The sequence below is a fragment of the Flaviaestuariibacter flavus genome, from assembly GCF_004337505.1.
Classification (GTDB): Bacteria; Bacteroidota; Bacteroidia; order Chitinophagales; family Chitinophagaceae; genus Flavisolibacter; species Flavisolibacter flavus.
Genome location: NZ_SJZI01000002.1, coordinates 341484 through 367765 on the forward strand (window position 1 = coordinate 341484; position 26282 = coordinate 367765).

General features: G+C 56.5%; 21 protein-coding genes. 5 read left to right on the top strand and 16 right to left on the bottom strand.

Features of this window, described 5'->3' with window-relative positions; genetic code table 11:
• Positions 1-6: 6 nt before the first annotated feature.
• Complete coding sequence (locus EPD60_RS02160; protein WP_131446379.1) at positions 7-1173, bottom strand: AIR synthase-related protein; 1167 nt, start codon at positions 1171-1173, stop codon at positions 7-9.
• A gap of 192 nt (positions 1174-1365) precedes the next feature.
• On the opposite strand from EPD60_RS02160, the gene ribF reads away from it, so the two are divergent.
• On the top strand, positions 1366-2289 hold the full coding sequence (gene ribF, locus EPD60_RS02165) for a riboflavin biosynthesis protein RibF (protein WP_243647743.1): 924 nt from the start codon (positions 1366-1368) through the stop codon (positions 2287-2289).
• On the opposite strand, the gene holA is transcribed toward ribF, so the two are convergent.
• On the bottom strand, positions 2286-3290 hold the full coding sequence (holA, locus tag EPD60_RS02170; protein WP_131446383.1) for a DNA polymerase III subunit delta: 1005 nt from the start codon (positions 3288-3290) through the stop codon (positions 2286-2288). The genes ribF and holA overlap by 4 nt on opposite strands.
• Before the next feature lie 120 nt (positions 3291-3410).
• Here holA and EPD60_RS02175 point away from each other — a divergent pair, with 120 nt between their 5' ends.
• Positions 3411-4418, top strand: coding sequence for a hypothetical protein (locus EPD60_RS02175; RefSeq protein ID WP_131446385.1), 1008 nt, complete (start codon positions 3411-3413; stop codon positions 4416-4418).
• Between the two features lie 316 nt (positions 4419-4734).
• On the opposite strand, the gene EPD60_RS02180 is transcribed toward EPD60_RS02175, so the two are convergent.
• Positions 4735-7653, bottom strand: a complete 2919-nt coding sequence (locus EPD60_RS02180; protein WP_131446387.1) for a TonB-dependent receptor — start codon at positions 7651-7653, stop codon at positions 4735-4737.
• A gap of 204 nt (positions 7654-7857) precedes the next feature.
• On the opposite strand from EPD60_RS02180, the gene EPD60_RS02185 reads away from it, so the two are divergent.
• Positions 7858-8781 carry a phosphoribosylaminoimidazolesuccinocarboxamide synthase gene (locus tag EPD60_RS02185; protein ID WP_131446389.1) on the top strand — a complete coding sequence of 308 codons (924 nt, stop codon included), beginning with the start codon at positions 7858-7860 and terminating at the stop codon, positions 8779-8781.
• A gap of 43 nt (positions 8782-8824) precedes the next feature.
• Here EPD60_RS02185 and EPD60_RS02190 read toward each other — a convergent pair whose 3' ends face one another.
• The 11 genes from EPD60_RS02190 to EPD60_RS02240 form a co-directional block, all read right to left on the bottom strand.
• Positions 8825-9550: an ATP-binding cassette domain-containing protein gene (locus EPD60_RS02190; protein WP_425474778.1), complete on the bottom strand. Its 726-nt coding sequence runs from the start codon at positions 9548-9550 to the stop codon at positions 8825-8827.
• Between the two features lie 37 nt (positions 9551-9587).
• Positions 9588-10649 carry a FecCD family ABC transporter permease gene (locus EPD60_RS02195; RefSeq protein WP_131446393.1) on the bottom strand — a complete coding sequence of 354 codons (1062 nt, stop codon included), beginning with the start codon at positions 10647-10649 and terminating at the stop codon, positions 9588-9590.
• Positions 10649-11503 carry a heme/hemin ABC transporter substrate-binding protein gene (locus tag EPD60_RS02200; RefSeq protein WP_131446395.1) on the bottom strand — a complete coding sequence of 285 codons (855 nt, stop codon included), beginning with the start codon at positions 11501-11503 and terminating at the stop codon, positions 10649-10651. The genes EPD60_RS02195 and EPD60_RS02200 overlap by 1 nt, the downstream gene beginning before the upstream one ends.
• A 48-nt stretch (positions 11504-11551) precedes the next feature.
• Positions 11552-13783, bottom strand: coding sequence for a TonB-dependent receptor (locus tag EPD60_RS02205; protein WP_131446397.1), 2232 nt, complete (start codon positions 13781-13783; stop codon positions 11552-11554).
• A 53-nt stretch (positions 13784-13836) separates the two neighbouring features.
• Positions 13837-14343 (bottom strand): hypothetical protein, encoded by a 507-nt coding sequence (locus EPD60_RS02210; RefSeq protein WP_131446399.1) that lies wholly within the window; start codon positions 14341-14343, stop codon positions 13837-13839.
• A 47-nt stretch (positions 14344-14390) separates the two neighbouring features.
• Positions 14391-15440, bottom strand: coding sequence for an oxygen-dependent tRNA uridine(34) hydroxylase TrhO (trhO, locus tag EPD60_RS02215; RefSeq protein ID WP_131446401.1), 1050 nt, complete (start codon positions 15438-15440; stop codon positions 14391-14393).
• A gap of 136 nt (positions 15441-15576) precedes the next feature.
• Positions 15577-15918 (bottom strand): hypothetical protein, encoded by a 342-nt coding sequence (locus EPD60_RS02220; protein WP_131446403.1) that lies wholly within the window; start codon positions 15916-15918, stop codon positions 15577-15579.
• A gap of 45 nt (positions 15919-15963) precedes the next feature.
• Complete coding sequence (locus EPD60_RS02225; RefSeq protein WP_131446405.1) at positions 15964-18432, bottom strand: DUF5686 and carboxypeptidase regulatory-like domain-containing protein; 2469 nt, start codon at positions 18430-18432, stop codon at positions 15964-15966.
• An 8-nt stretch (positions 18433-18440) separates the two neighbouring features.
• On the bottom strand, positions 18441-18782 hold the full coding sequence (locus EPD60_RS02230) for a hypothetical protein (protein WP_131446407.1): 342 nt from the start codon (positions 18780-18782) through the stop codon (positions 18441-18443).
• 7 nt (positions 18783-18789) lie between these two features.
• Positions 18790-21234, bottom strand: a complete 2445-nt coding sequence (locus tag EPD60_RS02235; RefSeq protein ID WP_131446409.1) for a penicillin acylase family protein — start codon at positions 21232-21234, stop codon at positions 18790-18792.
• 146 nt (positions 21235-21380) lie between these two features.
• Positions 21381-22037 (bottom strand): protein-L-isoaspartate(D-aspartate) O-methyltransferase, encoded by a 657-nt coding sequence (locus EPD60_RS02240; RefSeq protein ID WP_131446411.1) that lies wholly within the window; start codon positions 22035-22037, stop codon positions 21381-21383.
• A 22-nt stretch (positions 22038-22059) separates the two neighbouring features.
• Here EPD60_RS02240 and EPD60_RS02245 point away from each other — a divergent pair, with 22 nt between their 5' ends.
• Positions 22060-22686: a methyltransferase family protein gene (locus EPD60_RS02245; RefSeq protein WP_131446413.1), complete on the top strand. Its 627-nt coding sequence runs from the start codon at positions 22060-22062 to the stop codon at positions 22684-22686.
• 60 nt (positions 22687-22746) lie between these two features.
• Here the strand turns inward: EPD60_RS02245 and EPD60_RS02250 are convergent, their stop codons facing one another.
• The gene (locus tag EPD60_RS02250; protein ID WP_131446415.1) at positions 22747-24471 is read right to left on the bottom strand and encodes a phospho-sugar mutase; all 1725 of its coding nucleotides are present in this window, start codon (positions 24469-24471) and stop codon (positions 22747-22749) included.
• Between the two features lie 84 nt (positions 24472-24555).
• On the opposite strand from EPD60_RS02250, the gene EPD60_RS02255 reads away from it, so the two are divergent.
• On the top strand, positions 24556-25542 hold the full coding sequence (locus tag EPD60_RS02255; RefSeq protein WP_165871372.1) for a DUF2279 domain-containing protein: 987 nt from the start codon (positions 24556-24558) through the stop codon (positions 25540-25542).
• A 197-nt stretch (positions 25543-25739) separates the two neighbouring features.
• On the opposite strand, the gene EPD60_RS02260 is transcribed toward EPD60_RS02255, so the two are convergent.
• Positions 25740-26249 carry a phosphoribosyltransferase family protein gene (locus EPD60_RS02260; protein ID WP_131446419.1) on the bottom strand — a complete coding sequence of 170 codons (510 nt, stop codon included), beginning with the start codon at positions 26247-26249 and terminating at the stop codon, positions 25740-25742.
• Between the last annotated feature and the right edge of the window lie 33 nt (positions 26250-26282).

Consider the following 26282-nt stretch of genomic DNA (forward strand, 5'->3'; position numbering starts at 1 on the left):
AGATAATCAATAACGAATTTCGGTACCGGCAGTCCGCAGCACCACTTCCTTTTTAACAGAACTTTCCACCCGGCCGATCACCTGCGCCGCGATGCCATAGTGGCGGGCGATAGCGATCAGCGCCTCGGCGGCCTTCTCACTGGTATATACTTCAAGGCGTATGCCCATATTGAAGACCTGGTACATTTCGCGCTCGTCGGAACCACTGCAGGTCTGGATGAGCCGGAAGATCTCCGGAGGCGCGGGCAGGTTGTCCTTGACCACGGCCACGCCATCCGGCAGGTATTTGGCACACTTGGTCTGACCACCGCCGCTGCAGTGGATCAGCCCGTGAATCTGGTCGAAATGCTCTTCGATCATTGTGCGCACTACCGGCGCGAACGTGCGTGTCGGCGAAAGCAACAGGCTGCCCACGGTGCAAAGCTGCCCTTCCACAGGCAGCGTATCCGTAAGCCGGTGCTGGCCGATGTACACGACTTCTTCCGGAACCAGGTCGTCGAAGGTTTCGGGGAAGGTTTTATAATGCTTGTGCAGCACATCATGGCGGGCACTCGTAAGTCCGTTCGACCCGATGCCGCTGTTATAAGCCTGTTCGTAGCCGGCCTGCCCGTCGCTGGCGAGACCGACAATCACCTGCCCGGCTGCAATTTTTTCATTGGTAATAAGCGCCGACTTGCGCCAGCGGGCAGCCATTGTTCCGTTCACGGCTACCGTGCGAACCACGTCGCCTACGTCGGCGGTTTCGCCGCCCAGGAAGGCGATGTTCACTCCAAGGGTGGCCATCGTATCGAGAAATTCCTGCGTGCCTTCGATCAGCGCGGTAAGCACCTCGCCGGGTACGCGGTGTTTGTTACGATCAATGGAAGATGAAAACAGCATCCGGTCGTAAATACCGGTGCAGATAAGATCATCGAGGTTCATCACGATCGCATCCTGGGCGATTCCCTTCCAAACCGAAAGGTCCCCGGTTTCTTTCCAATACAGGTAAGCGAGGATGCTCTTGGTACCTGCGCCGTCGGCATGCATGACGTTCACCCAATCGGCGTCACCGCCGAGCAGGTCGGGATCGATCTTGCAAAACGCCCTGGGATAAAGGCCCTTTGAAAGGTTGCGTGTGGCTGCATGAACATCTTCCTTTTGTGCCGAAACACCGCGTTGCGAGTACAGAGACATGATGAAGGTATTGCAGCAAAACTAAGACGAAATGCCTTTGGGTTTGCCGCACTATTTGCCGGGCGCTAAGCGGTTGCATCGCGGGTGCGTGCTGCGGCCGGGAGGATCCTATTGTTCCGGTAAAGCAAATCGCCGGAAGCCCGGCAGACCATTAACTTCGCGGCCATGCAGGTGCATTACAATCTGGAGGGCTTGCCGCGGTTCCGAAATGCGGTGGTGACGATCGGTACCTTCGACGGCGTACATACGGGCCACCAGCAGATCCTCGCTGCGCTCCGGCAGGAAGCAGCAAGCACCGGCGGCGAAACGGTGGTCATCACCTTTGATCCGCACCCACGCACGATTGTACAGACCGACGCTTCGCTTGAGCTGCTGACAACGCTCCCGGAGAAAGCCGGCCTGCTCGAAGCCCATGGCATCGATCACCTGGTGGTAGTTCCTTTTACCCCTGACTTTGCCGCCCAGGATGCGGAGCAATATATTTCCGATTTCCTGGTGCGTCGCTTTCAGCCGCATACCCTCATCATCGGCTACGACCACCGCTTCGGCAAAGGCCGGGCGGGTGGCTACGAGCTGCTGGAGCAGTTGCAACACCAGTATGGATACCGCCTTATCGAGATCCCACGGCAGGTGCTGCATTCCATTGCTATTTCAAGCACTAAGATCCGCACGGCATTGAAGCAGAGCGACGTGGCAACTGCCAACGAGCTGCTGGGCTATCCCTTCTTTTTTGAAGGCCTGGTGATTCCCGGCGATAAGCTCGGGCGCACCATCGGCTACCCGACCGCCAACCTGCAGTATACCAGCAGCGACAAGATCCGGCTTGGTGAAGGTGTTTTTGCAGCCCGGGCAATACACGAAGGGCGTACCCTCGGGGGCATGCTGAGCATCGGCAAGCGCCCGACGCTGAATGACGTTGTAGAGCGCGTGGAGATCAACCTTTTTGACTTCCAGGAAGAAATCTACGACCAGGTCATCCGCGTGGAAGTGCTCAGCTACCTGCGCGGGCAGGAGAAGTACAGCTCTTTAGACGCGCTGAAAGAACAGCTCCACAGGGATAAGGAAGACTCGTTGCGGATCTTGAGCTCCTGGAAGGAGCACAAGATGGGTGTTTAATCCATCATCATTTTCACCACCAGTTCCTTCAGCAATTCACCATCGTCGGTGCCGGCATCGTCTACACCAACGCTTTTCAGGTTGTATTGATGCAGCAGCAGGATATTCTTTTCTACTGATTGCGGGGAATAGATGCGCGCTGCCTGCTGGTATTCGCGCAACTTCCATTCGTTGATTCCCGACGCCGCGGCCAATGATTTGTTGTCGGTACCGCCCGGCGCGCTGTGTAGTACCAGCAGCTTGCTGAAGAAGCCGTACAGCGAGGGAAAAACAAGCGGCAGCGGGGCAGCCTTCGGGTTATGGGCGAAGTAGGTTACGATCCGCATTGCCTTGTAATAGTCGCGGCGTGCCAGCGCATCCTGCAACTCGAAAACGTTGTATTCCTTGCTGATGCCGACAAACTGCTCGATGTCGTCTTCGGTAATATTATTGCGCCCGGCCAGGTTGAGCGCCATCTTATCGATCTCGTTGCTGATGCGGCTCAGGTCGTTGCCAATGTGATCGATGAGCAGCTCGCGGGCTTTCGGGGTGATGGAGAAACCCTTGCTCCGCACCTGCTCGTCGGTCCACGCGGGCAATTCGTTGTCGTAAAGTTTTTTGGTGGTCAGCAATACGCTTTTTTCTTTCAGCATCTTGGCCAGCTTGGTGCGGCCGTCGAGCTTTTTGCCTTTATACGCAACAAACAGCAGGGTCGACGGCAGCGGCTTTTCGATATAGCCTTCGAGCTTGTCGATGTCGCGCATCGCCTGTGCTTCTTTGAGCAATACCACCTGTCGCTCCGAGAACATCGGGTAGCGCCGGCAGGCGTTGACCACCGACGCCCAATCGGCATCGCGGCCGTAAAAAACCGTTTTGTTAAACCCGGCTTCGGCCTCCGAAAGGATGTGGTGCTCCGCGAAATCGATCACCTGGTCGATGAAAAAATCCTCGTCACCTTCGAGCCAATACACTGGCCTGGTTTTTCCTTTTTTGATATCGGCAATGATCTGGTCCGCTTTCATTTTATTAAGACATTGAGATGCAACTCTTTAACTTTTCTGGCATGGTTTTGTATTACGTGTGCGAAATTCGCAACACACTTAACCTACAAAACCAGATTTCTTAACTTAAATCGATTCACGATGGCGAACACGAATTATCCCTCCGCTAACGAACCGCAGCAGAACCGTACGACAGGCACGACGACTACTACGAGCTCTTCGAGTAACAAGGTCAAAAATATAGCGATTGTGGCATTGGCCGCTGCTATATTAGGTTCCTGGGCGTATTTTCTGAAAGACAGCAACGAGAACAAGGAAACCATCGCTACAACACAGGTGCAGGCCAATAACGCCATGAGCGCCCGTGACTCCGTGCAGCTGCTGTACAACGAAGCCGCTGTGCGTCTCGACTCGCTCACCGGCCAGAACAATTCCCTCCAGGGCCAGGTGACTTCGAGCAACAGCGAGATCTCGAAGCTGCGTCGCGAAATTGAATCCATTGTGAGCAAGCGCAACGCCACTTCTGCCGAACTGCGCCACGCCCGCTCGCTCATTGCTACCCTGAACAACAAGATTGGCAACCTCGAAGCTGAAGTAGCCCGCCTCAACGGTGAAAACCAGGAACTCGCGGCTAACAACAACCAGCTGAAAGAAGAGCGCACCGTGCTGCAGTCGAACCTGCAGACAACCACTGCCGAAAAAGAAGAGCTCGCCCAGACCGTGGACGTAGCGTCGACTTTCTCTGCATCGAACATCCAGATCCATCCCATTGACGAGAAGCGCAATGGCAAGGAAAAAGAAACCACCACTGCCCGCCGCGTCAATAAGCTGGTGATCACCTTCGACGTGGAGAACCGCGTTGCCCGCTCCGGCCCTGCCGACCTGTATGTAGTGGTAACTGGTCCTGACGGCCAGGTGGTGAATGATCCCGCCCTCGGTTCCGGCACACTGACTACCCGCAACGATGGCGACCGCCCCTTCAGCTTCAAAACCACGGTTGACTACGAACAAGGCACCCGCAAGAACGTAAGCGTTCCCCTGCGTCGCCCCGAGTTCAAGACCGGCGATTACAAGATCGAAGTGTACCAGAACGGCTTCAAGATCGCCGAAGGTACCCGCTCGCTGAAGAAAGGTGGCCTCTTCGGTTAATTAACGACAACTCACTACTCCTCATAAGGCCTGCTCTTTTTAGGGCGGGCCTTCTTGTTAACTGGCAAGTCGGTCTATTGCTTAATCGGTAAGGCGGCTTGGTGGTTACTTGGTTCTTTAATTACCGGCCCTCCTTGCAGGGGACGTTTCAATAGCCCGCAAAAGCTGCTCTCATAAGCCGTTCGCATGCGTTATTTATCTCGTAGCCCGCAAGGGGTCGGGTCACCAGAGGCTGCCGGATCGTACTCTGCCTGACGATATCCTAAAAAGTAAAGCCTCCCGGTTGGGAGGCTTTACTTTTATCAGCAATGATCTCTTAGAAGATGTTGTAGCCGAAGGAGGCGTAGTACAGTCCACCAACAGCCGGCGAGCCATAGCCCGAGCGGTAGTAATGGTTGGTCAGGTTGGTAGCGCCGATACGGAAGATGGACTTCGTGTTGGGCATGCGGTAGGAAACCTGCGCGTCTACCGTGCTGAACGCAGGCAGTGTGCCGGTTACGAAAGTACCCTCGTAGAAGTTTTCATCCTGCCACTTCCAGACAATGTTGAAGCCGAAGCCTCTGCCTACATTCTCGTTGCGGATACCGAGGTTGGTACGGTAGCGGGGCGAGTTGAAGTAGGTAATGGTGCCTTCCGGAACATTATCGAGTTTGTCGGAGAACACGTTGCCGTAAATGTTGAAGCCGCGGTAGAAGTTCCACTCAGCAGAAACACCCCAGCCGTATGCATTCACATTCTGTGTAGCATTCTGCGCATAGGAGATGGCGCGCGAAGAGTCGGGGTTCAGCGCACCGGCGGAAGAAGAGGTCTGGGTCTGCACGAGTGCCACGCGGCCCAGGAAGTCTTTGTACTGGCTGTAGTAACCGTACGCATCGAAGAACAGCTTGCGGCCTACAATGCCTTTGTAACCGACCTCATAAGAGGTTACGCTTTCAGGCTTCAAGGCGCGGGTGCTGTACTCCTGGAGCAGTGCGGCGTTGCCGGTGGCACGGGCGGCGGTCACCGACTCGGCTGTGAAAGCAGCCTGGTAGCCGGCTTTGCCTTGCTCGAGGTTATAGGCCGAAATGAAGGAGGGCAGCGCACCGATCAGCAGCGCCGAACCTGTATTCAGGTTGATGTATTGATCCTGGTTGGTGGGGAAACGGTAAGCCTGCTGGTAGGAAAGACGGACGTTGTTGTCTTTCGCAACCTTCAGAACCGCCGTTATGCGAGGCGTAAAGCGACCATCGAAATTGGTGTGCTTATCGTAGCGACCGGCAGCGGTGATGGTGAGGAAGTCGCGAAGGAAAGCCTTCTTCAGCTGCAGGTAACCGCCGATCTCTGACGGCTTCAGCGTACCGGCGCTGTCCGCGAAAAGCGTACCCTGCGAGTTCAGTACGTATTGCTTGTACTGCACACCGGCAATCACGCCGACCGTCTCATCGAAGCCGGCCATTTTGGAGAGGTTCACCTGTCCTTCGCCGGCCCACAGATCGGAGCGGTCGAGGAAGCGGGCGCCGTTCACCTGGGGATCACGGCCAAGCGATGCGTTCATCACCGCGTTCTTCAGGTTTTCAAATTCCGGTGTTCCGGGCATCGGCATGCCGGCGTCGGCAACGCTGCGGGCGGCATTGTGCGCCTGGGCGTTGGAAGCGCCGTTATAGCGGTTCAGGGCATAGGCAACGGCATACTGGGGATACCATGCAGTGCGGCTCGGCTTGAAGCGCTCGTTCATGATACGGCCAACGGCAGTACCTACATACGAGTTACCTGCGTTTTCCTGCGTAGTATAGCCACGAACGAACCAGTTGCGCGCACGTACTTCGAGTTTGTGCTGCGACATCTTCAGGTCTTTCAGCGAGTAGCGGTCGGCACCGGTATATACGGTTGTGCCCGTACCAAAGATCGAGGTGATCGAAGCTTCGATACCCGGTGTGATCTTGTAGTGCAGGCCGGCAGAGCCCTTGAAGTTGATCGTGTTATAATCTACGAGATCGCGCTCCTTGTAACCGGTACGCGATACGAGCTGGCTGGGATTGCTGCCGTTACGGTTGGTGATATAGAGCGGGATGAATTGCGCCAGCGTTGAGCGGATGGGCGCAAAAGCGGGGTTGCTGAGGAAGGTGTTCAGCTGCGTCGGGGTAGCGGTCGGGAAGAGCCCAAGAAACTGCTGGGCGATCAGGTTGGCATTGACACCGGATCCGGCCAGACCGCGACGGATCGCGTCTTCCACACCGAAGGTTACCTGCTGGAGATTGGCGTTTGTTTCGTCGCCATAAACGTTTACACCGTCGTAGCCCGGGTCGGAGCTGCGGTTACCGGCGACAACACGGCTGGCAACGCTCGTGCGCAGCACATTGTCCTCGTCATACGCACCCCAGTCGTTGGCTTTAACAAACTGGGCAGAAACTTTAAACCCGATCTTTTCCTTCCAGGCCTTTCCGTAACGGAAAGACCAGTCGTAGTAAGGCGAGGGCTTCTGGTTGGGATCCTGCAGGTGCATGATACCCTGCTTCACCTGGGCGCTCAGGCCCTGGAATTTGAAGGGACTCTTTGTATTGATCAGGAGTGTGCCGTTGATGCCACCCGACCCATACAGGGCCGAAGAAGCGCCGGCGAGCAGCTCGATGTTATCGATGTCCAGGTCGGAGGGCCCGATTACGGAACCAACCGAGAAGTTCAGGCCGGGGGCCTGGTTGTCCATGCCGTCGATCAGCTGGTTCATGCGGATATTACCGCTCGAAATGAACCCGCGGGTCGTTACCGTGCGGAAGGTGAGTGATGCAGTATGCATATCCACACCCTTCAGGTTGTTGAGGGATTCGTAAAGGCTCGGGGCAGGCACGTTGCGCAGGGTGATGGAGTTCATCTTCTCAACCGTCACTGGTGTTTCGAGGATGCGCTCGGGAGCGCGGGTAGCCGATACAACCACTTCCTGGCCCAGCATCGAGCTGGGTGCGATGTTGATATTAGCCACGTCGGCTGCGCTGTTAACCGTGATCTCGCGGCTTTCAAAACCAACGGAGCTCACCACCAGCGTTACCGGCAGCTTGTTTACCGTCAGGCGGAAGTTACCGTTGTCGTCGGTGTAGGCGCCCTGGGCACCATTCTTTACTGTGATCGATACAGCGGGGACGTTTTCCTTGGAACTGGTGTTCTGTACTTTACCGGTCAATGTGACGTTTTGTGCGGCTACCGAGAACGATAGCATCACACCGGCAAGCAAAGCGGAGGATGCGCGCAAGCTTTTTCTCATATTGTTTTGATTTAGTTTTGGAACCAACATACGTTGCTTCTCAGGTGTCGCCCGGCTTCGGCTCGAAGCCTTTGACACCCATACTATTTGTGCGGAAAAATACAGATTCGCACGAAGGTGTTAAAATTTTTATTTCCACCACAAAGCGCTCCGGGTGTATAATAATGCACGGCGCGTACCCTTTCCCGTTGGTACTTTCGGGGCATGGCTCCGCATACCTTTCCCAACCAGACCGGCTTCTACCGCGGCAAAGTGCGCGACGTGTATTTCATCGGCGAAACACAGCTCGTGATGATCGCCTCCGACCGCATCTCCGCCTTCGACGTGATCCTCCCCCGCCCTGTTCCCTTCAAAGGGCAGGTACTAAACCAGCTCGCGGCATATATGCTTGGGCAGACGCGTGCGATTTGTCCGAACTGGCTCGATGCGACGCCCGCCCCCAATGCGGCAGTGGGCAGACGCTGTACGCCGTTCAGGATAGAGGTGGTCGTGCGCGGCAACGTTTGCGGCCATGCCTGGCGTACCTACAATAGTGGTGGCCGCGTTCTTTGCGGTGTGCTGATGCCCGACGGGCTGAAGGAAAATGACTTTTTCCCGCAGCCGCTGATCACGCCTTCCACCAAAGCCAGCGAAGGCCACGATGAGGACATCACCGAAAAAGAGCTGCTGGAGCAAGGCCTCGCAACCAGGGAAGAATGGGAACAGATCAAAGCATACGCGCTGGCGCTATTCGCCCGGGGCAATGAGCTGGCCCGCCGCCAGGGGCTGATACTCGCTGATACGAAGTATGAATTCGGAACCTACGGGGGCGCCATCACCCTTATGGACGAAATCCACACGCCGGATTCATCCCGCTATTTCTACGCCGACGGCTTTGAAGAGCGCCAGCAGCGTGGTGAGAAGCAAAAGCAGCTAAGCAAGGAGTTTGTGCGTGAATGGCTGATCCAGAATGAATTCATGGGCAAGGAAGGGCAGACGGCACCGGAGATGACCGACGAATGGGTGCGTGAAATTTCGCAACGCTATATCGAGCTGTTTGAAAAAGTAACCGGCGAGGCGTTCCGCCCGGAAGCACTCCCCGAGGCAGAAACTTTTTCGCGCATCGAAAAGGCACTTGCGGGCAAATAGCCGGACAACGAAACGGGTTGCCTGGCACCTTGAAACTATCATTTCAAAATACAAAGAATGCCTGTCCCTCGGCATCCCGAAGGAGCCGCACCGGGATGTCGAAAACGTCGCCGATAATTTCGGGGTCCGTCAGTTCTGTTTTGGGAAGGTCATAGCGAACCTTGCCGGATTTAATAAAAAGGATGCGGTCGGCAAAGCGGAGTGCCAGGTTGAGATCGTGCAGTACCGCAATCACCGTATTACCATCGAGACATAATTTACGGGCGGTCTGCAACAGGCTGTGCTGGTACCGCAGGTCGAGGTGCGACACCGGTTCGTCGAGTAACAGCAGTTTCCCCCGGGCCTCGCTCCCTCCCAGTTGCGCCAGCACCCGGCTCATCTGCACTTTCTGTGCTTCCCCACCCGACAAGGTGTTGTAGTCACGACCGGTAAAGGCTTCCATCTGCATCGCTTCCAGGCATTCGCGGATCAGCTTTTCTTCTTCAGCCGCCGGGCGGGTGCCGGCATACGGATAGCGACCCAGGGCCACCACTTCCTGCACGGTGATGGGGAACTGAAGCGCGTAGTGTTGCGACAGTACCGCGCGCTGCCGTGCCCATTCGGCTCGCGCAAAGCCCATGACCGGCTCGTTATGCCAGTACACAGCGCCGGTGGCCGGCTTCAGCTCGCCGGCAAGCAATTGGAGCAAGGTTGATTTGCCCGCCCCATTCGGTCCCATGATCACATGAAAGCGCCCGGGTTCGAAGGTGAGCGAGCAAGGCTGTAACAGTGTTGTAGCCCCTACTTTGTAGGAAACCGAGCGTGCGTCAAGCATAGAAACCTCCTTTTTGCCCGCTGCGGCGGATGCGGTGGAGCAGGTAAAGAAAGAGGGGCGCGCCGATAAACGCGGTTACGATCCCGATCGGCATTTCGGCCGGTGCGATCACCACGCGGCAAACCATATCGGTTGCGAGCAGCACCGAAGCCCCGAGCAGGGCCGAGCCCGCAACCAGGTGGCGGTTGTCGGAGCCCTTCAGCAGGCGCAGCAGGTGCGGCACGATCAGGCCCACGAAACTGATTACGCCCACCATGGAGGTGGCAACGGCCACCAGCAGGGCATTGACCAGCAGCACCGAGATCTTGAGCCGCTCCGTACGCACACCGAGGTAGCGCGCTTCGGCGTCACCAAGCTGCAGCACGTTCAGCGGGCTGGCGAGGCGCAGCGCCAGCAAAATACCGGATACCGTAGAAATACAGACAATGCCCACCATCTTCCAGCTGGCTACGGATAAGGTGCCGAGGCTCCAGAAGGTAATGGAACGTGCCTGCGGATCGCGTGCGATGTAGGCGAGGAAACCTGTACCGCCATTTGCCAGCGCGTTCACCGCTATACCGGCAAGAATCATCACCGATATATTCACCCGGTTGACCGCCGACGCGAAATAATAGACCAGCAAGGTTGCCACCATGCCGCCGATAAATGCACAGGCGGGAGCCAACAGGCTTCCCAGGAAGGCGAAGCGCCCGAAGAAGGCGTTCTGCCCGAGCACGATCAACAGCGCCGCGCCAAGCGCGGAACCGGCTGAGGTGCCTACGAGTCCGGGCTCTACGATCGGGTTTCGAAACAGCGATTGCATCAGCGCACCCGATACCGACAGCGCGGCACCCACCAATATGCAAAGCAGGCTTCGCGGCAGGCGGATGCTGAAGAAAAGCGCCTCGTGCAACCCGTTCACCTCGCCCGGGCCGCCCCAGTGATGACGCAGCAGGCCCGGGATCTCGCCAAAAGCGATCGGCACAGCGCCGACCCCTACGGAGACGAAAAACAGCACCAGCAGCAGCAGCGACAGCGCCGCATAGATCTTTTTATAGGACCAGGCCCAGAGCATCAGCGATGTATGATTTCTGCAAGGGCCTGTACGTTTTTGCCGGTGCGTGGTCCAAAGTAAAGCAGGTCATGCTCCTCCACCCGGTAGATCTTGCCGTTCTTCGCCGCGGGTGTCAATGAAAGCCCGGGCAACTCGAGAAACTTCTCGCTGCTGCCAAGGCGGTCGAAACCGAAGTCGGTGGCAAGGATAACGTCGGGTTGCAGCTTCACAATTACCTCGGGGCTCAGGTTGCGGAAGCCGCTTGTGTCGGCCGCCTGCTCGCCACCCGCAAGCTCGATCATCTTTTTGGCGGCGCCACGCGTGCCTATGACGAAATACTGGTTGCGCTGCTGCCCGAAGTGGATCACCAGTACCCGCGGCTTGCCGGGGTATTTTGCCACCTGCTGCGCGGCTGCGGCAAGGTCGGCGTCAAGAACACGATTCAGGCTGTCGGCAACGTTCTCCTTCCCGAATTCTTTGCCCAGGAGACGCAGCACGATCCTGGCACTGTCAATGGAGTTGCCGGCAGGGTACACCTTCACCGGCACTTTCAGGTCCTCCAGTTGGCTCATAACCTCGGCGGGTGCTATGTCGCCCTGATGCACCACCAGTGTCGGATCGAGCGAGGCGATGCCTTCGGCACTCAGGTGCCGGTGGTAACCGACAGTGGTTTTCTTTTTTGCTTCGGCGGGATAGGTGCTGCTCACATCCACGCCCACGATCTTATCGCCTTGCCCGAGTGCAAAAAGGAATTCGGTCAGCTGCTTCGAAACACAAACGATCCGATCTTTCCCGCCTCCCTCCTGCTTCTTGCCGAACCGGTTGCAGGCCATAAGCGTCAGTGCGAATACGCACAGGTAATAGGTTTTACGCATAGTTGAAAAAGCAGCGGCAGTTCGGGTTGAACCGCCGCTGCGTATTGATTAGAAATTGTATTTGAGGGCAATGCTCCCGAACCATTGTGTATCACGTGGTGCCGGAACATACGCGTCGGGAAGCTGGTTAATGAAAACCATCTGGTAGTACTGCGTTCCACCGAGGTTGACAGCGCCAACCGAAGCGTCAAGATCGAAATGCGCACCAACGGAGCGGCGGAAACCAAGCTTCGCATTGATCAGCCCGAACGATTCGGCGCGCACCAGGTTATCACCCGTGAGGTAAATAGCGTCACGGTAGGCGTAGTACGCATTAAAGTAAAGACCTGGCCGGGTTACTATGTCGATACCCGCGTTGAATACGACCGGGGGAAGCCCGGCAACCTTGTTCCCGCTGAAATCAACGGTGCTGTCTTTTTTGTTGTTCTGACCCAATCGGAAACGCATAAAGCGGAAGTCTTCATATTTTCCGTCTGTGTACGTAAAGTTTACAAAGGGAGCCACTTCCTTGAAGAAGCCCGTGGCCGACTGGTAAGCCGCAACGCGAAGGGCTATTTCGATCCCTTTATGGATTTGCTTTCCGCCGTTGGTGACGTAGCTGTATTCCGTAGTTGCAGTAGCCGGGTCATTGTTGAGCGGTACCGCGATCGTGGTCATTTTGTTTGAAAATACAGTGCGGAAGATTGCCACCTCGTAGGTCAGCCGGTCCTGCGCGAGCGCACCCTTGCTTCCTAGTTCAAACTGATCGCCACGTTCGGGCACAAGGCCGGTATTTACCTTGGCGGTAGCCGGGGCGCCGTTTGCAAAAGGCAGGTAGAAATAGGCTGTTGTCGGCGCCTTAAAGCCGCGACTCCAGGAAGCATAGGTGGATATTTTGCCGGCAAAAACCTTATTTACGGCCACCCGCGGCGACCACATGTCTTCATAGGTCTGGCTGTATACATCCGGCACTACCGCATTGCGGCTCGATGCAATAGTGAGTCCGAGCTGCCGGTCATTGAGTTTCAGCCTCAACTGATTCCAGCTAACACCGACGGTAAAGGAAAGATCACCCGGTAAGCCAAGCGTCCAGTCGGTAAAGACGGAATTGGCAGCGGTTTGCGTTGCTACGTTACCCCGAACGGAATCAACGCGGTTATAGGCCAGCGGGTCGCGCCGGTCTGCCCCCATGCGGTAGTCGACTTTCTGGGCACGCTGGTGCAACGACTCGATGCCGGTGAGTCCGCTGAGGGTGGCACGGCCGAGTGCGAAGCGGGTATTGAAAGTAGAACGGGCGCCGAAGTTGACCGGGTTTTTATCGGTCCACCCGCCCGCCGAAGAAGCATCGGTTGCGGCACTGTAGCCAAAGACTGTCGTTGTGTTGCTGAAACGTTCACTGAACACATACGTATGGCCGATCCCGGCACGGACACTCACGATGCGCGAATGAGCGTCATTCTTGATATAATTCGGGTTTCCGCTGTAATCCTCCCGGCGCCACTGTGCCGTGTCCAGTTCGCCGAAACGTTCATCGTAGCTATTCGCAAAGCCCAAAAAAGCTGTGATGGCCTGGCGTGCATTCGGTGTGAAATCTCCGGCAAAGTTCACAAAGTCCTTTCGTGAATGGTTGTGAATAGAAGACCCATCGGACTCCTGGTGCCCGTAATTCAATAGGATCGACGAACGCTCCGAGCCATGCTGAAAGGTTGTGGTGTAGCGCTGCAGCCCGTAATTGCCAAGCAGCACCTGCTGCCCAACCGAAGTTTTGCCAGGCTCGGCTTTCATCGTCCGCAGGTTCACAGCGCCTGCGATCGCCTGGCCGTACAGCGTTCCTGCAGGGCCTTTCACTATTTCGGCGCTGCCCACGGTAGCGAAGTCGATATCGTCGAGCACGGTAATTCCTTCGGCATCGGTAAGCGGGATACCATTGAGGTACATCTTGACACCCTGTATATCGAAATTGCTGCTGGCACCATTGGCGCCACGCACACCCGCACCGTAGCCACGGATGTTGATCACCTGCCCGGATGATACGCCGCGGCGCATCATCTGTACGCCCGGTACATTGGCATTGATGGCGTCGTCGAGAAAAAGGCCGGTACTGCGGCGCAGCTCGCGCGGGGCAAGCTTGGTGATGGCAGCAGGCTGGTAGAGAATCTTCCGGTTGGCCGATGAGGTAACTTCCACCTCTTCGAGCTCTTTCATATCGGGTTTACGGGTAGTATCGGTGTTGGGAACTGTTTGCCCAAAAGAGGCTTGTACGCACGCCACGGTGGCTGCGCTCAAAAGCAGTCGCTTCATAAAGATCGTTTGATAAAAAATGAAAAATGGTCGTTCGGAGCTGTTTCAAACGATCAGGCAAGCGGCGGCGGGTCCGGCACGGAAACGTACGGCGGGTGAAGCCTTTCGCAGCCTTCCGGCGGGTACGCGCAGGAGACGGTTCCGGGCAGCGGAACAGTAACCGGTGCGGGTACCAGGTAGGGTACTGAAAGCAGTTTCTGGAGGCTTTTCGAGGGAAGAGGTTCGTCCTGTTTTTCCTGGTGGTAGCGGGATACGAGCTGCGATTCTTTGTGGTCGGCCACGGCCCGGACGCGTACCGATCCGCCATCGTTGGTCCGCCCGAGCACGTCATAGCGGGTGCCTTTCCACTCAAACTCCTTCCCGCCCTCGAGCCATTGGATAGAAGCGTACGTACGGGCGTCAAAAAGGAAAGTCTCGCTGCCTTCCGGGATACGCCCCTGTCGCAGGCTTTCGCGCATCTCCGCGCGCACCTCTGCCAGCTGTAGCCGGAACAGCAGCGACCGTCCGCCAGTGGCGAGCAGCAGGAGCAGGAAGCATAAAAAAGCAGTCAGGCGGCGCATCGGGTACGCAAGCTAAGAAATATCGAATAACGAATAGCGAATATCGGTTAGGCCGGGCCGCCGGGCGGGCTCAGGCGCTGGCGCAGCCCGCGGCGCGACTTGCTGAAGACGTTACGGCCCTTTTCCACGCCTTTCCGCAGCTCTTTGCGCTCCTCTTCGGGTAGCTGCATGAGTTCCTGGCATTCGGTGCTGCAGCAGCGCTCGTATTGCTCCCGGCACGCATCACACTGGATGAACAGCAGGTGGCAGGATTCGTTGACACAGTTGACGTGCGTATCGGCCGGGACGCCGCACTGGTGGCATTGCGCGATCACTTCGTCTGTGATCCGTTCGCCAAGGCGCTCGTCGAACACGAAGTTCTTCCCGTGAAATTTCTGCTCCAGCCCCAGCTCTTTTACCTGGCGTGCATAGTTGATGATACCGCCCTCGAGGTGGTACACATTGCTGAAGCCCTGGTGCAGCATGTAAGCCGAAGCTTTTTCGCAGCGGATCCCGCCGGTGCAGTACATGATAATATTGCGGTCTTTCTGCTCCTGAAGCATTTCCACCGCCATGGGCAGCTGCTCCCGGAACGTATCGGAAGGCACCTCGATCGCTTTTTCAAAATGCCCCACCTCGAACTCATAGTGATTGCGCATGTCTACCACCACAGTATCCGGATCCTCCAGGAGGCGGTTGAAGCGGGCGGCGTCCACATACTTGCCCCGGTTGGCCATATCGAAGGAAGGATCGCTGATCCCGTCGGCCACGATCTTGTCCTTTACCTTGATCCGCAGTACCCAGAACGACTTGCCGTCGTCGTCCACCGCCACATTGAGGCGAAGGCCATCAAGCGCGGGGATTGAGTAGAGAAAGGCCCGCAGCTCGTCGAAGCGTGACCGGGGTACGCTCACCTGGGCGTTGATACCCTCAGAAGCAACATAGATGCGGCCGAAAACCCGGAGCTGCTCCAGCCCTACGTAAAGGGTGTCGCGGAAGGCCTGCGGGTCTTCGATGTGGAAATAGCAATAAAAGGAGATCGTGGTGCGGGCTTCTGTTTCCGCCAGCATACGGAGCTTCAGCTCCTCGTTGGAGACACGGTTGTGCAGGACAGGCATAGTGGTTTGAAATTTTAAGGACACTCGTCGGGTGAACAAAACTTCTTTCCATTCCGTTGCAGCGGCAGCGCATGAGGAAGCCGCTTTACGGATGGAGCCGCAAAGGTAACCACTTCTGCCGGCTTGAAATGCTAAATCAGCGGTTGAGCAGGAGGATCAGCACGCCCACCAGGAGCAGGATGATGGCTACAACCGGGGCGATAAAGGCCAGGATCAGCACCCCCAGGCCGATGAGGATGTACATCAGCGTACGTGTAGAAATCCCGCTGTCGCGGCCCGTGATCATTCCGGCAATTTTCGCCTTAAAGAAAGACCAGAGCGCACGGCGCTTCATACGGCGGAGCTGCTTTTTGCTGAGCTGTGCCGCGTAAACACTCATAACGAGCGCGGCTGCCAGGAAAGGGGCATTGGTTTGCGGGTGGATAAGGCTTTGGTGGGTTTCGTTGATGGCTTGCATCGCGGTTGAGCTGAGAGACATACGGGCTTGTTTTATTCCGATGGGTGATGGCTGCAAAACTAAGGATCACTGACGAGAAAACAACGAAGTGGAAAGTCCAAGGCGCGGAAATTCCAGATGCTCGACGCCGTTGTCTTCAATCCCGTAAATAAGATCGATACGGAAGATCCGGAAGATGTTCTCGAGGCCTACAAACGGCTCGAGGTAACTTCTGCCCGGAGCATGGTACATCATGTTGGCACCGGCCACCAGGTTCCATTTCAGCTTGCGGACCAGCGGGATCTTATTGGTCAGCAGGCCATTGAAATGATGCTCGAAGAATACCGCCGTGTAGAAACGGCTTGCATTGCTGAAATAATAGGGAGGCACGAGCTGGAACCGGCCCGCATAAGATTCGCTGAATTTGATGGCGTTTCCTTTGAAATGGATATAATCCGGCGTCTGCAGCGAATCGCGGTTGATGAAGCCCCCGAGCTGCACCTGGTAGATCATGCGGCCACCCAGGCGCAGGTTGAGGCTGTGAGCGATGCTGAAATTCCAGCGGCTGTACGACACGTCGCCCCCCAGCACACCGGGCAGCGCCCTGGTAAAAGCCAATCCGAAGACCGGGTAGCGCGATCCAATGCTCACCCGGCGCTGCGGGAACTCAATGTAACGGGTGCCCGGCTGCCAGCGAAGGCCGACCGTTACCAGGAACGCCTGGTGACGGGTGATATTGGTGTCGGCCAGCGGCGTCGGTGCATTGGGCGTAAATTCTACTCCTTCCTTCGACCGGATGGTAAAGTCAGTGCTGTTTTCAAGTGGAATCCGGTCCTGGTATTGCACCCGCGCACTGAAGTTGAAGCCATCCTCAAGCCCTTGTTCATAGTCGGCGCGGAAGTAGCGCGCTTCATAGATCTTCAGCCGGTTGACCTTCGACAACAAGGTTGAAAAGCTGTTGAGAAAGGGGCTTACCGGGTTTTCATTGTTGAACTGGAATACATCGCTGCCGCCCGACAGCGTGATATAGCGATACCGCTTGTTGCTGAAGTTGTAGCTGACGCTGAGGTTGGGGTTCAGGTGCCGGTTACTGAAGCCGTAGCGCAACTCCGGTGTAACGGAAAGGGCACGGCGGGTAAACCCAAAGGAATCAAGTTGTTTGGTATAGGTAGCCCGCGCGTTGATCACCAGTCCCTCCACGGTGTTGTAGCTTACCGTTTCGAGCAACGACGGAACGAACCAGGTTTCGCGGCGCTTTTCACGTGTGAAGCTTTGTCCCGTAAGCACCATTTGCTGCAACGATACCTTGTTGCGGATCCGGTCGAGCGAATCGAGGTATTGCGGGGAGTGCTGCAACTTCTCGATACTGTCTTTACGCCGGTAATCGGTCACCTCATCATCCTGCAGCGCAATGGGACGCGAGCCGCTCCAGTAGTCTTCCGGCTTCTTGTTCGAGCTGTCGGTGTAGCGCAGCACGGTATTGTCGAAGTAGCCTTTCGGAAACTTCGGGTCGAGGTCATAATCGGAATAAACGTTTACAAAGGACCCAAAGGCGTCGAACCCGAATACCTTCACGGCCGGGTACAGCACCTGGTTGCGGAGTACCCATTGCCCGGAAGGCAGCGGCACGTACAGCTGCTGCAGGCGGAGTGTGTCGAGTGTCTGGAGCGCGAATTCCTTCACCATCGTCAGGTCGAGTGAATGGATGCGCCAGTCGTCTTCAACGATGTTGATATAACCCTGGAACAGCGGCTCGTAGCGGCGCTTCGGGATGACGCGGATCCGGTTGATCATCCGCCCGTTCTCGGTAAAGGCACCCTCGTACTTGTATTTGTAGTAGTGAAGCGCGTTATCGGAAATGGGCGAGATAAACCCGCGTGGGTTAAGGCCCGTGCCCACCTGCAGCAAGTTGTCGTAAAGCGTGAAAATGCGGGGCGCGCTGAGCCCGAAGCCGTCGGAGTTGCCGCTCACCTTGGTTGCAATCACCTCCACTTTCACCTTCCGCGGCGGATCCACCGAATACCGCGCTACGGTTTCCGACAGGTAGAGCATCTTTCGTTTCGAAGTATCGCCGTCTTCAAAGTCCACCTTCTGACCCAGGAACTTTTTCGGGAAATCGCGCAGCCGGAATTGTCCCTTTGTATAGACCTGCGTGGAGAACCGCCGCAGCTCGTCGCGGTAAGTAACCCGTTTGCGGATCGCTTCGCGGATGATCGCGTAAGCCGGGTCCTCGCCTTTCTTGATAATTACTTCTCCAAGGGTAAGCTGCTGCTGTTGCAACTGGAAGTGCAGCTCTATGTCTTCCGTTCCAAGGGTGATCGTCTTCTCGGTTTGCTGGTAGCCCACATGCTGGCATACGATGGTATAATCGCCGGGCTGCAGCGCCAGCCGGAAGCGGCCTTCCGCGTTGGCAGTCGCGCCGATGTTTCTTCCTTTTACCTGGATGGTCGCGTACGGTAGCAGGTTGCCCAGCAGGTCGGTAACTTTCCCTGTTACCTTTTGCGCATGAACGGCGGTTGCAGCCAGCAGGCTGAGGAGCAGCAGGATCTTTCGCATATGCAGTTTTATCGGTTGGCCCGGAGGGCGCCGCCGCTGAGTGCTGCAAATCCGCCTACCAGTCCACCAACCAGCGCTGTTACCAGCAAGAGCAGGAAGGACGAAGGCAGGTGCAGCAGCTCAGCGACCTTTCGCGAAAGTAACTGTTCATTTTCGAGGTCGAGCCATAATGCAATGCCGGCCCACAGTAAAAAAATTGCTAAAAATCCCGACAAAAAGCTCCGGGGCAGGCGCTGCGGCAGTGCCACGCCGACCAGGAAAGCCACCACGGCTACGCTCCACCAGGGGAGGTAACGGCCGGCGATGAAGGCAAAAAGCAGGATGAGCAGGATTGAAACCAGGAAACGCATAAGCAGTTTATGAAGGGTTGAAGGTCATGGTCCAGCGAACCCGCGTGTCTTTGGCCTCGGTGGCCTCCATCATCCAGAGCGGGTAGTAGCGGCCACGAGCCCAGTCGTCGGTGAAATTATCGTAATAACGGCTGCCGGGATTACCGCTTTGCCCGCCCGGGTAGATGCCGTAGGCGACCGTTTGGCGCGACAACTGGATCACCTGCCGCCAGCTCGGACCGTGGTATTGCGTGACGGCATTGGGTGTCACCGCACTGCCGCCTACCACCAGTTCGCGGTGCCAGAAAGGTGAGAGCGCATCGCGGAGCAGGTGGCGGATCGCCGCTTTCTTGTGTTTATACCAGGTCAGGTTGTTCTCTTTTTCTTCGGCATGCAGGGATGCGGCAGCACCGGCCCAGGCACGGCGTACCAGCTGGGGCAGCGTCTCTGTTTCGGGCGTGCGGATATCATCGACAAAAACATTCGCGGTGTCACGGAGCAACAGCTCGAGCACCTTCTGATCGTCGGGCCACACTTTCGGTTCACTGACACGCCCCAGTTCATCGCCCACAAACGCGGTCTTCAGCGAATCCCACACGGACCAGAAAATGGTGGCGGCGCGGCCTTCGGCGCGCTCCTGGAAATCCCAGCGCGCAAGTTCATCGTAATAGGTCACATCTTTCGGGTCGACGGCATTCCTGTCGAGGAAGCGGAGCATCAGCGGAACAGCATCTTCCGCAACACTGTTGAAAGTACTTTGCTGGAGCGCCATCATCTGGCCAGGCGTTGCCCGCTGCAGTTGCATCAGCGTGTTATGGATCGTCACGCCGCGTGGGCTGATATAGTTTCCCGGAATGAAATACGGATAGCTGCCATCCGTAGGCCGCTGGTTGGCACTTTGCACAAAGCCTTCCGCGGGGTTAAGCACGTGCGGGTTCTCTTCGTCCGGAATGAAGCCCTGCCAGGCAAAGCTGCTGTCCTCGCCGGGCATCACGAAGAGCCCCTGCCCTTCCCAGCGCGCAGGAAACCTGCCCTGCTGCCAGATAGCGATATCGCCGGACTTGCTGGCGAAAATGACATTCTGCCCCGGCGTTTTCAGTCCGCGGATGGCCTCGCGATACTGATCATAATTCGCTGCACGGTTCAACTTAAAAAAAAGCGCGGGGTCGTTGGATCCTTCCTGCCCGGTCCAGCGCACGGCGATCGCACGATCGTCAGAAACTTCATTGGTGAAGGAAGCATCATAGGACACGGGACCAAATACCGTATATGCCACCGTATCATAAATGGTGGGCGCGCCGGCGACTTTGATGTGTTCTATCTTCAGTTGCGTCGGCGTCCACTGCCCGTTGTACCAGTATTCTTTTTTTGAATTGTCGCGGAAGCGGATTGCATAATAGTCTTTTACATCCCGCATGGCATTGGTTGTTCCGAATGCGATCTCGTCGTTGAAGCCCATGATCACGCTCGGAGCACCCGGGAAGGTGCAGCCGTATACATTCATCGTGGGGGTATGCAGCTGCATTTCAAACCAGATGGAAGGCAGCGTGAGGTTGAGGTGCGGGTCGTTGCAAAGTATGGGCGCTCCCGAGGCGGTGCGGCTGCCGGCTACGGCCCAGTTGTTCGAGCCATTGTTCCGGTCGGGTTTGCCAACGGGCCTTACACGCAGGCTGCTGTCTTGCCTGAAATAAAGGGAGTCGGCCGTGGCCGGCTTTACCGGCACGATACCCGCCGGTGCGAAAGCCGTACCCTGCGGTACGATCGGCTTCGACGAGTCGGACAGGTCGTCGTATAGAGCTTTTATCTGGGAGAGGTCAAAAACCGAACGTTCGTTGGTGAATTCCAGGTCGCGCTCATAAGAGGCAAGGTCTTTTGCCATTGCCTTGCTGAATAGGGCGGTCTTCAGGTTGCTCCAACGCTCAGGGCGGTAGCCGAGCAGCTTGTATTCCACCGGCAGTGCACTGGAAGGAAGCGCATCGATCCAGGCATTGACACCCGCAGTGTAAGCGTCAAAATACTTCTTACTCTCCGTGTCTGCCTCCATGGCTTTCAGCGTTGCCTCGGCACCGGTTACCATTCCAAGCCGGCGCTGGCTGCGGTCATACTTGAGGATGTCGGGATTCTCGCCCAGAATCTCGGAGAGGCGTCCGGCGGCTGCATAGGTTTGGAATTCCATCTGCCAGAGCCGGAACTTCGCATGGAGATAACCCTGCACGTAATAGGCATCTTCTTCGTTATCGGCAAACACGTGGGGCACCAGGCGGTTATCGATATAAACGGTCGTTTTTCCTTTTAGCCCGGGAAGCTTCAGGTTGGCATTGTAATCTTCATTCGCAGGCTCGGCATTCTGCCAGAAGCCTTGCTGCGGGCTCAGGAAGGGCCCTACCTGCGGCACACCCTTCCACTTGTGTTCGAGGGCAAATACAAGCGCGCCCGTGATAACGGCAGAAACAAGAAACGGAACGATTCTCATAAGCAATGAGTTCGGCGACAAGATAATACAATGTGGTAATGTGGTAATTTGATAATGCGGTAATCCTGCCGGTTACCGGCTAAGGCAGGCAATGTTTCGGGGAAACTCCGCCTGAATATTATCACATTACCGCATTACCGCATTCGCTATCCATTCTTTCCTTCCAGCATCGGCACGAAGCTGAATTGCTCGAATACTTCCTCGCTGACGGAGCCATCCGCGTTTTTGGTGAGACGCTTCATGATCTGCACGTCGCCTTCGCCGGTGGGGATTACCATGATTCCACCGGGCTTCAGTTGCTGTACCAGTTTAGGAGGAATGAAGGGAGCGGCGGCCGTGATCAGTACCCGGTCGAAAGGCCCGTAAGTGGGCAGGCCTTCAAAGCCGTCGCCGTAGAAATACTTGATGGAAGGATACTTTCGGAGCCAGGCGATAGTTTTGTTTTCATCGAAAAGCGGCTTCTGGCGCTCGATGGTAAACACCTGGGCGCCGAGCTCCGCCAGCACGCAGGCCTGGTAGGCCGAGCCCGTTCCGATTTCGAGCACCCGCTGGAACGGCTTTACGTCCAGCAGCTGCGACTGGTAGGCCACCGTGTAGGGATGCGAGATCGTCTGGCCGGTAGCAATGGGGAAGGCACGGTCTTCGTAGGCTAATTCCTCGAATGCCGAGTCCAGGAAAAAATGACGGGGAATCTTGTTGATTGCGTCGAGCACGGCTTCACTTTGAATGCCCTTGCCGCGCAGCAGGTCCACGAGCTTCTTACGTAGCCCCATATGGCGGTACGTATCCTCAAACTTCCTCATGGCACAAAGATAACCGCCCCGGATGGGCTTTGCCGGGGCGCCCACACAATATTTTTATACAGTGCTGCAGCAACACCTCCTGCTTGCCTTTGGCTGGGTTTTGTTCGGGTTTTTCCACAGCGTCCTTGCCAGCGGACGCCTCAAACGGGCGCTCTTCGGGCGCATGCCCCGCCTCGCGCCGTACTACCGCGCCGCGTATGTTCTTTTTGCCTTTGCGACACTCGGCGCCCTGCTGTGGTGGCAGCTTCGGATCCCCTCCCCGCTCCTGCTTCCCGCGGGCTGGCGCTTTGCCGGGTATATCCTGGGCGCTGCGGGCGCAATCCTAATGGTCGCCTGCATCAGGAAATACTTTCTCAGCCTGAGCGGGCTCAAAAGTCTTTTCCGTCACGAGGTGGTGGCACCCGAGCTCCGCATCGACGGCGTGCACCGCTATGTGCGGCACCCGCTTTACCTCGGCACCTTTGCTTTCGTATGGGGACTGTTCCTGGTTGTTCCCTATGCTTCGATGGGCATCACGGCTTTTTTCATTCATGCCTACACGGTGTTGGCGATCCCTTTTGAAGAAGCCAAGCTGGTACAGGATTTCGGCGCCGACTATGAACGATACCGCCGGCAGGTACCGCGATTGTGGCCGCGGATACTAAAATAAAAAAAGGCCCGAAGGCCTTTTTGAATGTGGTAGGATGAGCAACGATGCTCTTGGCAGATCTTATACACCAAGATCTTTGGTAATAGCACTGATCTTGCCTTCCAGCCCGCCGTACACTTCGTCGAACTGTTCGGCGGAGGCGAGCGGCGCTTTTACACTGAAGTAGAACTTGATTTTGGGTTCTGTGCCCGAAGGACGCGCCGAGATCTTGCTGCCATCTTCCAGCACGAACTGAAGTACGTTCGACTTCGGCAGGGTGATCGGTGTTGTTTGTCCCGAAGTAAGATCGGTAGCCACCTGCTTCTGGTAGTCGAGCATCTGGGCCACTTTCACGCCGCCGAGCGATTGCGGAGGGTTGCTGCGGTAGCGTTCCATCATGTCGGCGATTTCCTGCTGCCCGTTCATTCCCTTTTTCGTGATCGACACGAGGTGCTCCCGGTAGCAGCCATAGGTAACATAGAGGTCGATGAGCTTCTGGAACAGCGAGCGGCCTTTGTTCTTTTCATAGGCCGCCATCTCGCAAAGAATAGCCACGGCCGACACGGCGTCTTTGTCGCGGATCTCCTGGCCGATCATCAGGCCATAGCTTTCTTCCCCGCCGATGATATAGTTCTCTTTTCCTTCCTTGGCGCGGATGAGCTCCGAGATCCACTTGAAGCCGGTAAGCACGCTGTAGCAGTTTACACTCAGCGCCGCTGCCACCTCATCGATCATATTCGTGGTCACAATGGTCTTTACCACCATATCGTTCGGTTGCTGGAGTCCTTTTTCGCGACGGCTTTCCATCATGTAATTGAAGGCCAGTACAGCGGTCTGGTTGCCATTGAGCAGCACCCAGTTGCCCTTGTGATCCTTCACGCCGACGCCAACGCGGTCGGCGTCGGGGTCGGTGCCGCAGAGGATGTCGGCATCGATTGCCTGCGCTTTTTTCAGCCCGATGCTCATTGCCTCTGATTCTTCCGGGTTGGGATAGACAACCGTCGGGAAATTGCCGTCGGGTGTGGCCTGCTCGTCAACGATGGTGACATTGGTAAAGCCATAGTCGGCCAGCACCTGCGGCACCAGCTTGATGCCCGTCCCGTGGATGGGCGTATATACGATCTTAAGGTCGTGCTGCGCGGCGATGGCTTCGGGATAAACGCTGAGGCCCTTTACCATCTTGCGGTAAGCCTCGTCGATCTCCTTGCCAACGAGCGTGATATTCGCCTCGCCGCCACTCCATTTTACGTCTTCAACAGACGCGATGGCTTCCACTTCGGCGATCACGTTTTTATCGTGCGGGGGTACCAGCTGGCCGCCGTCGTTCCAATAAGCCTTGTAACCGTTGTATTCTTTAGGGTTGTGTGAAGCGGTGCACACCACGCCGCCCTGGCATCCCAGGTGGCGGATGGCAAACGACAGCTCCGGTGTAGGACGCAGCTCTTCGAAGAGAAACACCCTGATATCGTTGGCGCCGAAAACACCGGCGACTGTCTCCGCAAAAAAGCGGCTGTTGTTGCGCGAGTCGTGTGCGATGGCCACTTTTACCTGCTGGCCGGGAAAGCTTTTCTTAAGGTAGTTGGCATATCCCTGTGTAGCCATGCCCACCGTGTATTTGTTCATGCGGTTGGTGCCGATACCCATGATGCCGCGCAGGCCGCCGGTACCGAACTCGAGGTTCCGGTAAAATGCATCGGCGAGGTCGTCGGGATGGTTGGCCTGGAGCTCACGCACCGCGCTTTTCGTTTCTTCATCGAAAGCTCCGTCGAGCCAGTTCTGTACTTTCTGTGCAATTGCTGCATCCATATTGCGTTGATTTTCGTTTATCCGTTATGCAAAGGGCCGGGCAAACCCTGCCGATGCGAATTTACAGGTATGTACATTTGGCCCGTGAAGAAGTTATGTATTGTCATTTTTAGCTTCCTTTTCCTCGGTGCCGCGGCACAGGACACGCCTGCCCTTAAGCCGATCGTCGTGGCCCGGCCGGATAATTTCCGTAAGGCAACCGCAGCCGCGATGGTATCCGCAAAACCGGTAACGGATGGCTTTGGCCGCCGCAAGGTGCTGGTAGATGGAATGGCTGTCGGCATCTACGGTGGTATGCTGGCATGGCTCAATGGCGCCTGGTACAAGGACTACGAGCACAGCGCATTCCACACCTTTAATGATATCGGCGAATGGCAGCAGATGGACAAGGTGGGCCATGCCTGGTCGGTATACTCGATGAGCCATATCGGCTATGGGCTCTGGCGCTGGAGCGGTTACAGCAATAAAAAAGCTACACTGCTGGCAGCCGGCTCGGGCCTGGCTTTCATGCTGGGAGTGGAATACCTCGACGGCCGCTCCGCCGAATGGGGCTGGAGCTGGGGCGACGCGGGCGCAGACCTTTTCGGGGCAGCGCTTTTCGCCACGCAGCAACTGTGCTGGGGCGAGCAAAAGTTCCGGTTGAAATTCTCGGCTCACCCGCGTAGCTATGGTCCCGAGCTGGCCCCGCGTGCCAGGCAGTTATTCGGCAGCAGCCTCCAGAATAAATTGCTCAAGGATTACAATACGCAAACCTATTGGCTTTCTTTCCCGCTTCCGGCAGCCTGGAAACTTCCCAAATGGCTGCGTATTTCCGTTGGCTATGGTGCCGACGGCATGTTTGGCGGCTATGAAAACAGGGACAAGGACGCAAATGGCAATGTTTCATTCAGCCGGCCCGATATTAAGCGATTCCGGCAATGGTACCTGGCGCCGGACATCGACCTGACGCAGATCCCGACGAAAAGTAAACTTTTGCGGAGCGTGTTTTATTCTATCAATATCCTGAAGTTCCCGGCCCCGTCGCTGGAGTTTTCAAACGGGTCCTTCAAGGGACACCTGCTGCATTTTTAGAATGAATTTTTGCGAAGCGACAGCCTCCGGCCGCCATCGCGAACGCAGCAAACTGCGCGACCTAAGAACAGGCCGTAGCCGGCAAGAGCTTCAGGTCGGAACTACTTGCGGATGCTACCACCTTGTACATACAGGATTTGCTTCGCTCCGCCCGCAAAGACGCTGCGCGTCGGCTTCGCGCCCGAGCACTTCGTCCTCTAGTGCAAAAAAGCGCCCGTGACAATAGTTCCGTCCGTCTCTACGGTAATATGCTCCTGCAGCGTAGTGGATACGGAAAGTCCTACAAAATCGGGTTGCACGGCAAACAGCTTGTGCGAACGCTCCACCAGCACGAGGGTCTGGATCTTTTTGGGCTGAAAGGACAGCAGCGGTTTCAACGCATATAGGAGCGTTTTGCCGGTGTTGGACACATCGTCTACCACCAGGATTACTTTACCATCGATACCAGTGGCGCCATCGATGCGCGCGTCGAGCGGGGCCTTTTTATTGATCCGTACGATGCCGGTGGAGACGGGTACCGTAAAGATGGATGACAGCTCCTGCCGTAGCTGGCCGGCCACCACCTCACCATTGCCTTCAATGCCCAGGATGACAATGCCGGTTTCGCCGGTGTTCTGCTCGGCTACTTCGTAGGCCATGCGCCGGATGCGGCGCCGGGCGGCGTCTGCGTCGAGGATCGAATTCTTTGCAACAATATCGGGACCCATCTGTTATTTTTACGCGGTTAAAATACTACACGC

Bases quoted from the DNA above. Each gene is read 5' to 3' on its own strand.
- EPD60_RS02225 (WP_131446405.1), bottom strand. From the start codon at position 18,432: ATGCGAAAGATCCTGCTGCTCCTCAGCCTGCTGGCTGCAACCGCCGTT.
- EPD60_RS02235 (WP_131446409.1), bottom strand. From the start codon at position 21,234: ATGAGAATCGTTCCGTTTCTTGTTTCTGCCGTTATCACGGGCGCGCTT.
- EPD60_RS02175 (WP_131446385.1), top strand. From the start codon at position 3,411: ATGGCGAACACGAATTATCCCTCCGCTAACGAACCGCAGCAGAACCGT.
- EPD60_RS02210 (WP_131446399.1), bottom strand. From the start codon at position 14,343: ATGCGCCGCCTGACTGCTTTTTTATGCTTCCTGCTCCTGCTGCTCGCC.
- holA (WP_131446383.1), bottom strand. From the start codon at position 3,290: ATGAAAGCGGACCAGATCATTGCCGATATCAAAAAAGGAAAAACCAGG.
- EPD60_RS02160 (WP_131446379.1), bottom strand. From the start codon at position 1,173: ATGTCTCTGTACTCGCAACGCGGTGTTTCGGCACAAAAGGAAGATGTT.
- EPD60_RS02200 (WP_131446395.1), bottom strand. From the start codon at position 11,503: ATGCGTAAAACCTATTACCTGTGCGTATTCGCACTGACGCTTATGGCC.
- EPD60_RS02220 (WP_131446403.1), bottom strand. From the start codon at position 15,918: ATGTCTCTCAGCTCAACCGCGATGCAAGCCATCAACGAAACCCACCAA.
- EPD60_RS02195 (WP_131446393.1), bottom strand. From the start codon at position 10,649: ATGCTCTGGGCCTGGTCCTATAAAAAGATCTATGCGGCGCTGTCGCTG.
- EPD60_RS02245 (WP_131446413.1), top strand. From the start codon at position 22,060: ATGGGCTTTGCCGGGGCGCCCACACAATATTTTTATACAGTGCTGCAG.
- EPD60_RS02250 (WP_131446415.1), bottom strand. From the start codon at position 24,471: ATGGATGCAGCAATTGCACAGAAAGTACAGAACTGGCTCGACGGAGCT.
- trhO (WP_131446401.1), bottom strand. From the start codon at position 15,440: ATGCCTGTCCTGCACAACCGTGTCTCCAACGAGGAGCTGAAGCTCCGT.
- EPD60_RS02240 (WP_131446411.1), bottom strand. From the start codon at position 22,037: ATGAGGAAGTTTGAGGATACGTACCGCCATATGGGGCTACGTAAGAAG.
- EPD60_RS02205 (WP_131446397.1), bottom strand. From the start codon at position 13,783: ATGAAGCGACTGCTTTTGAGCGCAGCCACCGTGGCGTGCGTACAAGCC.
- EPD60_RS02180 (WP_131446387.1), bottom strand. From the start codon at position 7,653: ATGAGAAAAAGCTTGCGCGCATCCTCCGCTTTGCTTGCCGGTGTGATG.
- EPD60_RS02230 (WP_131446407.1), bottom strand. From the start codon at position 18,782: ATGCGTTTCCTGGTTTCAATCCTGCTCATCCTGCTTTTTGCCTTCATC.
- EPD60_RS02185 (WP_131446389.1), top strand. From the start codon at position 7,858: ATGGCTCCGCATACCTTTCCCAACCAGACCGGCTTCTACCGCGGCAAA.
- EPD60_RS02260 (WP_131446419.1), bottom strand. From the start codon at position 26,249: ATGGGTCCCGATATTGTTGCAAAGAATTCGATCCTCGACGCAGACGCC.